A 12,411-nucleotide genomic window follows, 5' to 3' on the forward strand; every position below is an offset into this window, starting at 1 on the left:
CGCCGGCGCTGAGAGCAGCAGAACAGCCGAACGTCCGTTCGTTCGTTCCGTGTCGCCGGCCAGGCGCACGGCACCCGCCGGACACATCAGCGAAGGGGCTTATCTTGCGGGCCACCACCCAACCGCGCTCCACCCGCTCCACCCTGGCGAAGTCGATGGCCGTGGCGTCGGCCACCGTCGGCCTGGCACTGGCGGCGACCCTGCCGGCCGCGGCCATCAGCTCGTACAACTCCACCCCCGCGCCCGAGCGCACCGAGGTCGGCGCCCTCGTGGCCACCTGGGACAACGACGGCGACCCGGCGACCCCCGACCGGGTGGACTGGGTCTGCTCCGGCACGATGGTCGACGAGAACACCTTCCTCACCGCCGCGCACTGCACCACCGACTGGCCGGACAACGTCCGCTTCCACGTCTCGCTCGACCAGGACGTCCAGTCCGCGCTGGACGACGCGGCGGCCCGGCACCCGGACGACCCCGCCGCCGTCGCCGCGGAGGTCGCCGTACGGGGCGAGGCCCACAACCACCCGGAGTACCCGGGCCCGCAGTCGGACACCCACGACATCTCCGTGATCGAACTCCCGGCGGAGAAGATGCGGGAGCGCTGGGACTTCACCCCGGCCACGCTCCCCGCGGCCGGGCAACTCGGTGAACTCGGCCCGCGCGGACTGAAGGACACCGGCTTCACGGTGGCCGGTTACGGCACCCAGGAGGCTCTGCGGGCACCCGGCGGCCACACGCACCCCGGCGGCGGAGTCCGGATGAAGGCCCCGCTCTCCTTCAACGCCCTCGACCACACCTGGATCCGGCTGGCGATGACGGCGCCGCAGGGCAACGGCGGCGCCTGCTACGGCGACTCCGGCGGCCCCAACTTCGCGGAGATCGACGGCAAGCGGACCCTGGTGGGGACCACCATCACCGGCGACGCCGTGTGCTACGCGACCAACGTCGCCTACCGCCTCGACACCCCGGCGGCACGCGACTTCCTCGCCCCGTTCGTCGACCTGCCCTGATTCCGGGGCCTCGGGAGGGGCCGCTCCGGCGGTCTCTCCCGGAGGCCGGTGCTGCGGAAGTTCTGCTACGGGAGTTCCCAGAGCAGGAGTTCGGAGGGTTCCTCGGCGACGAGGAAGCGGCCCCGGCAGTCCCTGATCCGGGCCGCGTCGCCGGGGCCCAGCAGCTCGCCGTCCGCGTCGGCGCCGGTCTCCGGGACGCCCGTGCCGGGGGTGCCCGCCACGGCGAGCCGGACCGTTCCGCGCACCACGTGAGCGTAGAGCAGCCGCGCGTCCGGCAGGACGACCCGCGCCCCGGCGTCCGGGCGGCGGATGTGCAGGTCCGCCTCCGCCCGGTCGACGGCGAGGGGGGTGCGGTCGGCGATGCCGCGCACGATCTCGTACTCCGGTTCGCCGCCGGGCTCGCGCGGGCTCAGCCACATCTGGACGAAGACGAGGGGCAGTTCGCCCTCGTTGCGCTCCTCGTGCCGCACCCCGCTGCCGGCGCCGAGCCGCTGGACGTCGCCGGGGCGCACCACGGTGGTGTTCCCCGCCGAGTCACGGTGCGTCAGCTCGCCCTCCACGACCCAGGTGACGATCTCGGTGTCGCGGTGCGGGTGGGAGGCGAAGCCCGCGCCGGGCGCGAGCCGTTCCTCGTTGCAGGCGATCAGCGCGCCGAAGGAGAGATTGTCCGGGTCGTAGAACCGGCCGAAGGAGAACGCGTGCAGGGTTTCGATCCCGGCGCCCGCGTCCCCGCCCCGGAACCGTGCGCCCGCCCGCCAGACCTCGTTCATGATCACACCGTAGAGGACGCGTCGCGCCCGGGCGCGACGGGGGCGGCCCGAGACGGGCGTGACGGCTGTGACGGTTGTGGCGGTTGTGGTTGGTGCGACGGTCGTCAGAGCCGGGGCGAGCCACGACGCCCGCGGCGACGGCAGAGGCGGCGGCGGTGGGAGCCGGCTCCGGCGGCACAACCCGGGGCGCTCCGGACACGGCCGGACACCCGCCGAACGCCCGCCCGGTACCCCGGAAGACGGCGGGGCACCCCTGCCCCGGGCCGGTCCCCGAACCCGCCCCGGACCCCGTCCCCCGGTCCCGCTCTCCGGACCCCCGGCCCCGAATGGCCGCACGATGAGGCAGGCTGGTTCCGTGCCCGAACCTCACAGCGCGCCTTCCGACCCCGCCCGCCATCCGCACGCCGCGACCCTGCTCCGGCTGGAGAAGTCCTCCGGCTCGCTCGCCGCGGACGCGATCGCCCGCATGGACGAGACGCTGCCGTGGTACCGCGCGATGCCGCCGGAGAACCGGTCCTGGATCGGCCTCGTCGCGCAGGCCGGTATCGCGGCCTTCACCGAGTGGTTCCGGCATCCCGAGGCGCCCCAGGCCATCAGCACGGACGTCTTCGGCACCGCGCCGCGCGAGCTGACCCGGGCCATCACGCTCCGGCAGACCGTGGAGATGGTGCGCACGACCATCGAGGTCATGGAGTCGGCGATCGACGAGGTCGCCGCCCCCGGCGACGAGAGCGCCCTGCGCGAGGCCCTGCTCGTCTACGCCCGCGAGATCGCCTTCGCCACCGCCCAGGTGTACGCCCAGGCCGCGGAGGCGCGCGGCGCGTGGGACGCCCGGCTGGAGTCCCTCGTCGTCAACGCGGTGCTCTCCGGGGAGGCCGACGAGGGCGCGCTCTCCCGGGCCGCCGCGCTGGGCTGGAACTCCCCGGAGCACGTCTGCGTCGTGCTGGGCACGGCGCCCGACGGCGACAGCGAGCTGACCGTGGAGGCGATCCGGCGGGCCGCGCGCCACGCGAAACTCCAGGTGCTGACCGGAGTGCTGGGCAGCCGGCTGGTGGTCGTCGCCGGCGGCAGCGCCGATCCGCTGCGCACCGCCCGGGATCTGATCGGGCCGTTCGCGGCGGGCCCGGTGGTCGCCGGTCCCGTCGTCGGCGACCTGCTGTCCGCGACCCGCTCGGCGGCGGCCGCCGCGGCCGGTCTGCGGGCGTGCGCCGCCTGGCCCGACGCGCCGCGGCCCGTCCTCGCGGACGATGTGCTGCCGGAGCGCGCGATGGCCGGGGACGCCGCCGCACGGCGGCAGTTGGTGGAGGAGATCTACAGACCGCTGGAGGAAGCCGGGTCGGCGCTGCTGGAAACGCTGAGCGTCTATCTGGAACAGGCCAGCAGTCTGGAGGGCGCCGCGCGGATGCTCTTCGTCCACCCCAACACCGTGCGCTACCGGCTCCGACGTGTGACGGACGTCACCGGCTGGTCACCGTCCGATGTGCGCTCCGCGTTCACCCTGCGCATCGCGCTCATCCTGGGCCGTCTCGCCGACGCGGGATCGCAGCCCTAGGCCTTTGTTGGATACCAACAATTCCCCTGTCCGTTCTTGGTCCCTGTCCCCACGGGCGGCGGGGACCACCGTCACGAGAGAGTGTGAGAGTGCTCGTACTCGTCGCTCCCGGCCAAGGCGCTCAGACGCCCGGCTTCCTGACCCCCTGGCTCGACCTCCCCGGCGTCTCCGGACGCCTCGCGGAGTGGTCGGCCGTCTCCGGCCTGGACCTGGTGCACTACGGGACCGAGGCCGACGCCGAGACCATCCGTGACACCGCGGTGGCCCAGCCGCTGCTGGTGGCCGCCGGGCTGGTCTCCGCGTACGCGCTGTTCGACGACCCCGGGGCGGAGATCCCGGCCCGGGTCGGCGCCGTCGCAGGGCACAGCGTCGGTGAGCTGACCGCGGCCGCGCTCGCCGGAGTGCTGAGCGACCAGGACGCCGTCGCCCTGGTGCGCAAGCGCGGCCTGGCCATGGCCGAGGCCGCCGCCGTCACCGAGACCGGCATGTCCGCCGTGCTCGGCGGCGACCCGGAGCAGGTGCTGGCGCATCTGGAGAAGCTCGGACTGACCCCGGCCAACATCAACGGCGCCGGGCAGATCGTCGCCGCGGGCACGGCGGAGCAACTCGCCTCGCTCTCCGCGGAGAAGCCGGAGAAGGCGCGCGTCATGCCGCTCAAGGTGGCCGGCGCGTTCCACACCCGCCACATGGCGCCGGCGGTCGCGAAGCTGGAAGCCGCGGTCAAGGACCTGACCGTCTCCGACCCGCGCGTTCCCTACCTCTCGAACAAGGACGGCCGGGCCGTCGCCTCCGGGCGGGACGCCGTGGAGCGCCTGGTCAACCAGGTCTCCAACCCGGTCCGCTGGGATCTGTGCATGGAGACGTTCCAGGAGCTGGGCGTCACCGCGCTGCTCGAGGTCTCCCCCGCCGGCACCCTCACCGGGCTGGCGAAGCGGGCGCTGCCCGGGGTGAAGACCCTGGCGCTCAAGAGCCCGGCCGACCTCGACGCCGCCCGCGAGCTCATCGCCGAGCACGCGGCGCCCGCCCGCTCTGCCGCGGAATAGGAGCCGAAGAAGCATGACCGCGAAGATCAAGCCGAGCCGGGGTGCCCCGTACGCGCGCATCCTCGGCGTCGGCGGCTACCGCCCGACGCGGGTGGTGCCGAACGAGGAGATCCTGCAGCACATCGACTCCTCCGACGAGTGGATCCGCTCCCGTTCGGGCATCAGCCACCGGCACTGGGCGGGGCCCGAGGAGACCGTCGCGGAGATGTCGGTCGAGGCGGCGGGCAAGGCCATCGCCGACGCCGGGATCGTCCCGGAGCAGATCGGCGGCGTCATCGTCGCCACCGTCTCGCACTTCAAGCAGACCCCGGCCGTGGCCACCGAGATCGCCCACCGGGTGGGCGCGGGCCGGCCCGCCGCGTTCGACCTCAACGCGGGCTGCGCGGGCTTCGGTTACGGCCTGACGCTCGCCAAGGGCATGGTCACCGAGGGCAGCGCGGAGTACGTCCTCGTCATCGGCGTGGAGCGGCTGTCGGACCTCACGGACCTGGAGGACCGCGCCACGGCCTTCCTGTTCGGCGACGGCGCGGGCGCCGTGGTCGTCGGCCCCGCCGAGGAGCCGGGCATCGGCCCGAGCGTCTGGGGTTCCGAGGGCGACAAGTCCGAGACCATCAAGCAGACCGTGCCCTGGGACGCCTACCGCGGCCGCACGGACGTCTCCGACATCCGCTACCCCGCCATCACCCAGGAGGGCCAGGCGGTCTTCCGGTGGGCGGTGTTCGAGATGGCGAAGGTGGCCCAGCAGGCCCTGGAAGCGGCCGGGATCACCCCGGCCGACCTGGACGTCTTCATTCCGCACCAGGCCAATATGCGGATCATCGACTCGATGGTGAAGACCCTCAAGCTGCCGGAGCACGTCACGGTCGCCCGTGACATCGAGACCACCGGCAACACCTCGGCAGCGTCGATTCCGCTCGCGATGGAGCGGCTGCTGGCGACGGGGCAGGCGAAGAGCGGGGACACCGCGCTCGTCATCGGCTTCGGGGCGGGTCTCGTCTACGCCGCCACGGTCGTTACTCTCCCCTAGGCACGAAACGCGCGGTTACGGGCAGCCGGTCACCACGCGTCCTGTTTTCATCCGGAAAGCACCACCGAAACACATCGAATGGAGAGCGCCATCATGGCCGCCACGCAGGAAGAGATCGTCGCCGGTCTCGCGGAGATCGTCAACGAGATCGCCGGTATCCCCACCGAGGACGTCCAGCTGGACAAGTCCTTCACCGACGACCTGGACGTCGACTCGCTGTCCATGGTCGAGGTCGTCGTCGCCGCCGAGGAGCGCTTCGACGTCAAGATTCCGGACGACGACGTCAAGAACCTGAAGACCGTCGGCGACGCCGCGGACTACATCCTCAAGCACCAGGCCTGAGCTCAAGCGTTCGTCGCCACCCCGGCGGTGGCGGTCCGCACCCCTCTACTCGTGGAGAACATTCCTGTGAACTCGACCAATCGCACCGTGGTCGTCACCGGTATCGGAGCAACCACACCGCTGGGTGGCGACAGCGCTTCGACGTGGGAAGGCCTGCTCGCCGGACGCTCCGGTGTGGCGGCCCTGGAGGACGAGCGCTTCGCCGACCTCCCCGTCCGCATCGCCGCCTCGGCGGCCGTGGACCCCTCCGAGATCCTGCCCCGGCCGGTGGCCCGCAAGCTGGACCGCTCGGCCCAGTTCGCGCTGATCGCCGCCCGTGAGGCCTGGGCCGACGCCGGTTTCACCGGCGCGGCCGGCGCGGAGGAGAACGCCGGCGCCGTCCGCCCGGAGCGGCTCGGCGCGGTGATCGCCTCCGGCATCGGCGGCGTCACCACCCTGCTCGACCAGTACGACGTGCTCAAGGAGAAGGGCGTACGCCGCGTCTCCCCGCACACCGTGCCCATGCTCATGCCGAACAGCCCCTCGGCCAACGTGGGCCTGGAGGTGGGCGCCCGCGCCGGTGTGCACACCCCGGTCAGCGCCTGCGCCTCCGGCGCCGAGGCCATCGGCTACGCGGTCGAGATGATCCGCACCGGCCGCGCCGACGTGGTCGTCGCGGGCGGCACCGAGGCCGCCATCCACCCGCTGCCGATCGCCGCGTTCGGCAACATGATGGCGATGTCGAAGGACAACGACGACCCGCAGGGCGCCTCCCGCCCGTACGACGCGAGCCGCAACGGCTTCGTGCTCGGCGAGGGCGCCGGCGTCGTCGTCCTGGAGTCCGCGGAGCACGCCGCCGCGCGGAACGCCAAGGTCTACTGCGAGGTGCTCGGCCAGGGCATCTCCGCCGACAGTCACCACATCACCCAGCCGGAGCCGGAGGGCCGCGGCATCGCGGACGCCCTGCGGAACCTGCTGGATTCCACCGACCTCAAGCCGTCCGAGGTCGCGCACATCAACGCGCACGCGACCTCCACGCCGCTGGGCGATGTCGCCGAGATCAAGGCGCTGCGGAAGGTCTTCGGGGACGACGTCGACCACATGGCGGTCTCCGCCACCAAGTCGATGACCGGTCATCTGCTGGGCGGCGCGGGCGGTGTGGAGACGGTGGCCACCGTGCTGGCGCTGTACCACCGGACGGCCCCGCCGACCATCAACATCGGGAACCTCGACCCCGAGGTGGACGCCGACGTCGTGCGCGGCGAGGCGCGTCCGCTGCCCGAGGGGACGATCGCGGCGCTGAACAACTCCTTCGGCTTCGGCGGCCACAACGTCGTGCTGGCCTTCCGGACCGTCTGACGGACCGCCGCAGCGCCGCAGCGCCGCAGCACGGAAGGGCCGCCCGGGAGATTCCGGCACTGGGGAATCATCGAGCTGAACACCACGTCGGCCTTCACGACCCGTTGGGGTCGTGAAGGCCGACGTGGTGTTCGGGGATGGTACCGGTGTCACCGCCCGGCAACCGGCCACCGTCAACACCGCGCAGGGAGAGAGCGATCAGCAGCGCGAAGGCAGCGAACGCGGCGCCTGTGCGTGCGTAGTTGAACACCTCCCAGCGAGCCAGGATTTCGGCGTGATCGGCCGGCGCCGAGGTCGCTGCCCACTGCTTGATGCGGCCGTTGATGGGGACGTTGCCGAGGCGGGTGATCAGGAAGGACGCCAGGGCCAGCAGCCCTGCCGCTCCGGCCAGCCGCCGTGAGGCGCCACGCGTCATGGCAGCGAGCGCGAAGGCGCTGAGCACCGACACGCCCATGGCGCCTTGCATGGTGATGCCGTTCATCTGCATCAACTGGGTGTGGAAGGACAGCCTCGTGCCGAGCGGTACGGCGTTGAAGGTGGGGACGAGGTTGGCTGCCCCGTAGCCGAATGCGCCGGCGAGGGCCCCGGTGGACAGCAGGGCGAGGCCCTGCACGAGCCGGACGCGCACGCGGATCACTCCCCCGCCCCGGGTTCGGCGGGGGTCACGGCCCGGGTGAGTTGCTCAGATCGTCGCATCAGGCCGTCAGGGGTGAACTCCGCGAACATGTGGACGCGGGTGGAAACCGGGCCGCCCTTGCGCATCCGGGCGTGAATCGTGAAGCGGGCCGCGATCCGGCCCCCGTCCCTGAACGCCTCGTGCACCTCGAACCGGAACTCGCGCAGGTTCTTGCGCACCGGGCGGAGGTGGGCGAGGAGGCGATCCCAGTCCAGTGACACGCCGTCGGCGACTTGAACGATGTCGCGGGTGTAGTACCTGGACATCAGGTCGGAGGCATCCTCGGAGCCATGGACCACGGCGTGGGTGAACGTCGTGAAGAAGTCGGCGATGAACTGCTCGGGAGGCTTCGTGTGGAGAGGTTTCACCATGCTCCTGCCATGCGTGCGGGCTACGCTCCCGCGACGATCTCTTACATGCCGTAAGATATGACGAGACCTTCATTTCTGACAAGGGTGTAAGAGTTGAGCGCTTTCGAGGCCCCGGGCCATGCGCCGCGAGTCCGGCCCCGCCGTCGCGCCGATGCCGAGCGCAGCAGGGTCGCGGTGCTGGATGCCGCAGTCCGACTGCTGGCCGAGCGACCCGACGCCGGTATAGCCGCCATCGCCGCCGCAGCCGGCCTCACCCGCCAGACCGTGTACGCGCACTTCGGCAGCCGCGACGCGCTGCTCGACGCGGTCGTCGACCGGATCACGGACCAGGCCATGGCCGCGATGGACGAGGCGGAGGAGGAGAGCGGCTCCGCCCTGGACGCACTACTGCGGCTGCAGGACATCGGCTGGCGCCTGTTCGAACGGAACCCGGTGCTCCTCCGGCCCGGAAACACCCGCGCCGGTACCGACACCGACCTGGCCCGGCATGAGCCCGTCGCAGCCAGGCTCACCCGGCTGATCGAGAAAGGTCAGGCGTCGGGCGAATTCGACCCCGCGCCACCGGCCACCTGGCTGGTGGCCGCGGTCACCGCTCTCGGCCACGCGGCAGGCGACGAGGTCCGGGCGGACCGCCTGCCGGTGACGGAGGCGGCAGCGTGGCTGCGGACCGCCACACTCGCCCTCCTGGGGGCGGGGCCGGGGAACCCGACGCCGTAGGCGGCCTCGTCCGCGCAGGATCCCGGGGATTTGCGGTGGCCACCGCAGCATTCCCGGATCAGCGCCGCCGGTGTCGGCAGATTCCGGACGGGCCCGTCGGCGCGTCCGCGGTGAATCCGACGGCGGCTCAGACGACCTGGTGCAGCCAGCGGACCGGGGCGCCCTCGCCGGCGTAGCGGAACGGTTCGAGTTCGTCGTCCCAGGGCTTGCCGAGGAGCTTGGCGATCTCCGCCTCCAGGGCCGTCTCGCCGCGGGCCGAGCGGGCCAGCGCCGCCCGCAGCCGGTCCTCGGGGATCAGGATGTCGCCGTGGATGCCGGTGACGGCGTGGAAGATGCCGAGCCCGGGAGTGGAGCTGTAGCGCTCGCCCTCGGCGCCGGGGCAGGGCTCCGAGGTCACCTCGTAGCGCAGCAGATGCCAGCCGCGCAGCGCGGAGGCCAGCTTGGAGGCGGTGCCGTGCTCGCCCTGCCAGGAGAACTCGGCGCGCCAGGTGCCCGGTTCGGCCGGCTGCCTGATCCAGTCGAGGCTGACGCGCACGCCGAGGACGCCCGCGACCGCCCACTCGACATGCGGGCAGAGCGCCCGCGGGGCGGAGTGGACGTACAGAACTCCACGTGTCGTCACCGGGACCTCCAGTGTGGGACGAGGTGCGCCTTCTCCAGCGGCCTCGCGCCCGTACCGATCTCGTCCGGAACAGCACTTGACAGTCTGCCCCAGAGATCACTTCCGCACCAGGCCCCGAGATTACCAACAGTAAACATCATCGGGAGCGATCCTCTGCAAAAGGGACACTATGTGACGTGCCGTGAACGTACGGATGCCGGGTGGCGCACTGACCCGATCGGAGGACCGGGAAACCCGCCACGGGGCACGGCGCCCGTGGCCCCGGGGAAAAGCTACCGTGCGCCGGGGACACCGGGGTGACGTACCGTCGGTCCGGGCCGGATATCACGAAAAGCTTCACTCTCGGGGGCGGTCCCGCGTTCCCCGGCGTGAACCGCCCGAGGGGGTGTACGGGTCCCCGGGGGCGGGACCGGCGAACAGCCGTGCAGTGGCGGGGACATGGAGACCGCCGGGGCCGCCGCCGGAGGGGCCCCGGGCCCGCCCCGCCGGCATCACCCGTCGGCGCGCCGCCCGGCGCCCTCTGGCCGGATCCGGTCGCCGCCGTCCCCCCGCCGGGCCTGCGGGCCGTGCCCCAACGGACACGGAAACCGGCCCTTCTCCCCCGGCGCGGGGTGCCGTCACCCGGTTCGGGGAAGGACGCGGGTGCGCGCCCATTGACACTGCTCCCGGCCCGTCATTACCGTCACGCCAGGATTTCGAACGTGTGACGAAATATCGAACATCGGAAACCGGAAGGGCAGTGGCCTTGCGCATCACCGGCATCACCACCCATGTCGTCGGAACCCCGTGGCGCAATCTGACCTATGTCCTCGTCCACACCGACGAGGGCATCACCGGCGTCGGCGAGACGCGGATGCTCGGCCGGACCGACGCGCTCGTCGGCTATCTGCGCGAGGCGGAGGTCAACCACCTCGCCGGCGCCGACCCGTTCGCGATCGAGGATCTCGTCCGCCGGATGAAGTACGGCGACTACGGGCGGGCCGGCGAGATCGTCATGTCCGGCATCGCCTGTGTGGAGATGGCCTGCTGGGACATCAAGGGCAAGGCGCTGGGCGTACCGGTCTGGCAGCTCCTCGGAGGCCGCGTCACCGACCGGGTGAAGGCCTACGCCAACGGCTGGTACACCGTCGAGCGCACCCCCGACGCCTTCCACGCCGCCGCCCGCCGGGTCGTCGACCGCGGCTACCGGGCGCTGAAGCTGGACCCGTTCGGAACCGGCCACTTCGAGCTCGACCACACCGAGACCCTGCACTCCCTCGCCCTCGTCGAGGCCGTACGGGACGCCATCGGGCCGGAGGCCGAGCTGCTGGTCGAGATGCACGGCCGGTTCAGCCCGGCGACGGCCTCCCGGCTGGCGAAGGAACTGGAGCGGTTCCAGCCCTCCTGGCTGGAGGAGCCGGTACCGCCGGAGAACCTCAAGGCGCTCGCCAAAGTGGCGGCGAAGACAACGTTGCCCATCGCGACCGGTGAACGCGTCCACGACCGCATCGAGTTCCGCGAGCTCTTCGAGTCGCAGGCCGCCGACATCATCCAGCCGGACGTCGGGCACCTCGGCGGCATCCTGGAGACCCGCAAGCTGGCCGCCACCGCCGAGACCCACTACGTCCTGATCGCCCCGCACAACGTGGGCGGCTCGGTGCTCACCGCCGCCTCGCTCCAACTCGCCGGCTGCACGCCCAACTTCAAGATCCTGGAGCACTTCAACGACTTCGCCGACGCCGAGATCAAGAAGGTGGTGAAGGGCGCCCCCGAGGTCGTGGACGGCTACTTCACCCTGCCCGACGCGCCCGGCCTCGGTGTCGAGTTCGATCCCGACGCGGCGGCCGAGTTCCCGCAGCAGCGCGCCCACTTCGACCTGTGGGCCGAGGGCTGGGAGAAGCGCGACCCCACCGGGGGCCGGTCATGACGGGCGGCGGGCGCGCCGTCCTGCTGGAGCGGCCCGGCGCGCACCGGATCGTCCCGGCGGAGCCCGTGCCGCCCGGCCCGGGCGAGGCCCTGGTCCGGGTGTACGCGGCGGGGGTGTGCGGCAGCGACCGCGAGCTGTACGAGGGCACGCGCGCGCCCGGCTACGTCCGCTACCCCGTCACGCCCGGCCACGAGTGGTCCGGGACGGTGGAGGCGGTCGGCGAGGGGGTCGACCCGGGCCTGGTGGGCCGGAAGGCCGTCGGCGAGGGCTTCCGCAACTGCCAGTCCTGCGAACGCTGCCGGGCCGGCGAGACCTCGCTGTGCACCGGCGGCTACGACGAGACGGGCTTCACCCGGTCCGGTGCCTTCGCGGACACCCTCACCCTGCCCGCCCGGCTGCTGCACGTCCTCGGCCCCGACGCCGATCTGCGGGCCGCGGCGCTGCTGGAGCCGGCCGCCGTGGTCGCCGCCGCGGCGCTGACGGCGGCGGCGCGGCCCGCCGAGCGGATCGCGGTCGTCGGCGCGGGGACCCTCGGCCTGCTGGCCGTGCAGTTCCTGGCCGCCGTCTCCCCCGCCGAACTGCTCGTCGTGGAGCCCCGGGCGGGCCGGGCCGAGCAGGCGGTGCCCTTCGGCGCCACCGAGGTCCGCCCGCCGGACGGGCTCGGCTCGCTCACCGGCCGGTACGACCTGGTGGTGGAGACCGCGGGCGCGCCGCGCAGCGCGGTCTGCGCGGTCTCCCTCGCCCGGGGCGGCGGCCGGGTGGTGCTCACCGGGCTGCCCGGGGCGGGCGCCGAGGGCCTCGACCCGCTGGGTCTGGCGATGCGCCAGATCACCGTGCACACGGTGTTCGGCGCCCCGCCGGCGGCCTGGGCGTACGCGGTGCGGGCGTTCGAGAGCGGGCTGCTGAACCCGGCGCCGCTGATCACCCACGAGCTGGCATGGGAGGAGTACGCCGAGGCCGTCGCGCTGGTCGGCGGCGGTGATCCCGGGGCCGGGAAGGTGCTGCTGCGGCCCTGACCGGGTGCCCCGGATCCGGGA

Annotated in this window: 13 protein-coding genes; 9 read left to right on the forward strand and 4 right to left on the reverse strand. The window is 72.6% G+C overall.

Annotation, left to right across the window (positions count from 1 at the left end):
• Positions 1-104: 104 nt before the first annotated feature.
• Positions 105-1,010: a trypsin-like serine protease gene (locus IF83_RS0118215; RefSeq protein ID WP_244177115.1), complete on the forward strand. Its 906-nt coding sequence runs from the start codon at positions 105-107 to the stop codon at positions 1,008-1,010.
• A gap of 65 nt (positions 1,011-1,075) precedes the next feature.
• Here IF83_RS0118215 and IF83_RS0118220 read toward each other — a convergent pair whose 3' ends face one another.
• Complete coding sequence (locus tag IF83_RS0118220; protein WP_030545378.1) at positions 1,076-1,780, reverse strand: pirin family protein; 705 nt, start codon at positions 1,778-1,780, stop codon at positions 1,076-1,078.
• A gap of 337 nt (positions 1,781-2,117) precedes the next feature.
• Between IF83_RS0118220 and IF83_RS0118225 the strand changes: the two genes are divergently transcribed.
• The 5 genes from IF83_RS0118225 to fabF all read left to right on the forward strand — a co-directional run bounded on the left by IF83_RS0118225 (position 2,118) and on the right by fabF (position 7,082).
• Positions 2,118-3,332: a PucR family transcriptional regulator gene (locus IF83_RS0118225; protein WP_394297340.1), complete on the forward strand. Its 1,215-nt coding sequence runs from the start codon at positions 2,118-2,120 to the stop codon at positions 3,330-3,332.
• An 89-nt stretch (positions 3,333-3,421) separates the two neighbouring features.
• Positions 3,422-4,375, forward strand: coding sequence for an ACP S-malonyltransferase (locus tag IF83_RS0118230; RefSeq protein WP_030545383.1), 954 nt, complete (start codon positions 3,422-3,424; stop codon positions 4,373-4,375).
• A gap of 13 nt (positions 4,376-4,388) precedes the next feature.
• Entirely contained in the window at positions 4,389-5,402 is a 1,014-nt protein-coding gene (locus tag IF83_RS0118235) for a ketoacyl-ACP synthase III (protein ID WP_030545385.1), read from the forward strand.
• 93 nt (positions 5,403-5,495) lie between these two features.
• Complete coding sequence (locus tag IF83_RS0118240) at positions 5,496-5,744, forward strand: acyl carrier protein (protein ID WP_030545387.1); 249 nt, start codon at positions 5,496-5,498, stop codon at positions 5,742-5,744.
• A 66-nt stretch (positions 5,745-5,810) separates the two neighbouring features.
• On the forward strand, positions 5,811-7,082 hold the full coding sequence (fabF, locus tag IF83_RS0118245) for a beta-ketoacyl-ACP synthase II (RefSeq protein ID WP_030545389.1): 1,272 nt from the start codon (positions 5,811-5,813) through the stop codon (positions 7,080-7,082).
• A 94-nt stretch (positions 7,083-7,176) separates the two neighbouring features.
• On the opposite strand, the gene IF83_RS0118250 is transcribed toward fabF, so the two are convergent.
• Together IF83_RS0118250 and IF83_RS0118255 are read right to left on the reverse strand one after the other, a co-directional pair.
• Complete coding sequence (locus IF83_RS0118250) at positions 7,177-7,710, reverse strand: anthrone oxygenase family protein (protein ID WP_078843588.1); 534 nt, start codon at positions 7,708-7,710, stop codon at positions 7,177-7,179.
• 5 nt (positions 7,711-7,715) lie between these two features.
• Entirely contained in the window at positions 7,716-8,129 is a 414-nt protein-coding gene (locus IF83_RS0118255; RefSeq protein WP_030545393.1) for a nuclear transport factor 2 family protein, read from the reverse strand.
• A 174-nt stretch (positions 8,130-8,303) separates the two neighbouring features.
• Here IF83_RS0118255 and IF83_RS0118260 point away from each other — a divergent pair, with 174 nt between their 5' ends.
• Complete coding sequence (locus tag IF83_RS0118260) at positions 8,304-8,846, forward strand: TetR/AcrR family transcriptional regulator (RefSeq protein ID WP_051722891.1); 543 nt, start codon at positions 8,304-8,306, stop codon at positions 8,844-8,846.
• 127 nt (positions 8,847-8,973) lie between these two features.
• Here IF83_RS0118260 and IF83_RS0118265 read toward each other — a convergent pair whose 3' ends face one another.
• Positions 8,974-9,468 carry a DUF3145 domain-containing protein gene (locus IF83_RS0118265; protein ID WP_030545398.1) on the reverse strand — a complete coding sequence of 165 codons (495 nt, stop codon included), beginning with the start codon at positions 9,466-9,468 and terminating at the stop codon, positions 8,974-8,976.
• Positions 9,469-10,213: 745 nt separating this feature from the next.
• Between IF83_RS0118265 and IF83_RS0118270 the strand changes: the two genes are divergently transcribed.
• Both IF83_RS0118270 and IF83_RS0118275 read left to right on the forward strand, forming a co-directional pair.
• Complete coding sequence (locus tag IF83_RS0118270; RefSeq protein WP_030545400.1) at positions 10,214-11,374, forward strand: mandelate racemase/muconate lactonizing enzyme family protein; 1,161 nt, start codon at positions 10,214-10,216, stop codon at positions 11,372-11,374.
• On the forward strand, positions 11,371-12,390 hold the full coding sequence (locus IF83_RS0118275; protein ID WP_030545402.1) for a zinc-dependent alcohol dehydrogenase: 1,020 nt from the start codon (positions 11,371-11,373) through the stop codon (positions 12,388-12,390). The genes IF83_RS0118270 and IF83_RS0118275 overlap by 4 nt, the downstream gene beginning before the upstream one ends.
• Positions 12,391-12,411: the final 21 nt, after the last annotated feature.

It is taken from the genome of Streptomyces albus subsp. albus, from assembly GCF_000719865.1.
GTDB classification, from domain to species: domain Bacteria; phylum Actinomycetota; class Actinomycetes; order Streptomycetales; family Streptomycetaceae; genus Streptomyces; species Streptomyces albus_E.

Bases quoted from the DNA above. Each gene is read 5' to 3' on its own strand.
- IF83_RS0118235 (WP_030545385.1), top strand. From the start codon at position 4,389: ATGACCGCGAAGATCAAGCCGAGCCGGGGTGCCCCGTACGCGCGCATC.
- IF83_RS0118220 (WP_030545378.1), bottom strand. From the start codon at position 1,780: ATGAACGAGGTCTGGCGGGCGGGCGCACGGTTCCGGGGCGGGGACGCG.
- IF83_RS0118275 (WP_030545402.1), top strand. From the start codon at position 11,371: ATGACGGGCGGCGGGCGCGCCGTCCTGCTGGAGCGGCCCGGCGCGCAC.
- IF83_RS0118255 (WP_030545393.1), bottom strand. From the start codon at position 8,129: ATGGTGAAACCTCTCCACACGAAGCCTCCCGAGCAGTTCATCGCCGAC.
- IF83_RS0118240 (WP_030545387.1), top strand. From the start codon at position 5,496: ATGGCCGCCACGCAGGAAGAGATCGTCGCCGGTCTCGCGGAGATCGTC.
- IF83_RS0118225 (WP_394297340.1), top strand. From the start codon at position 2,118: ATGAGGCAGGCTGGTTCCGTGCCCGAACCTCACAGCGCGCCTTCCGAC.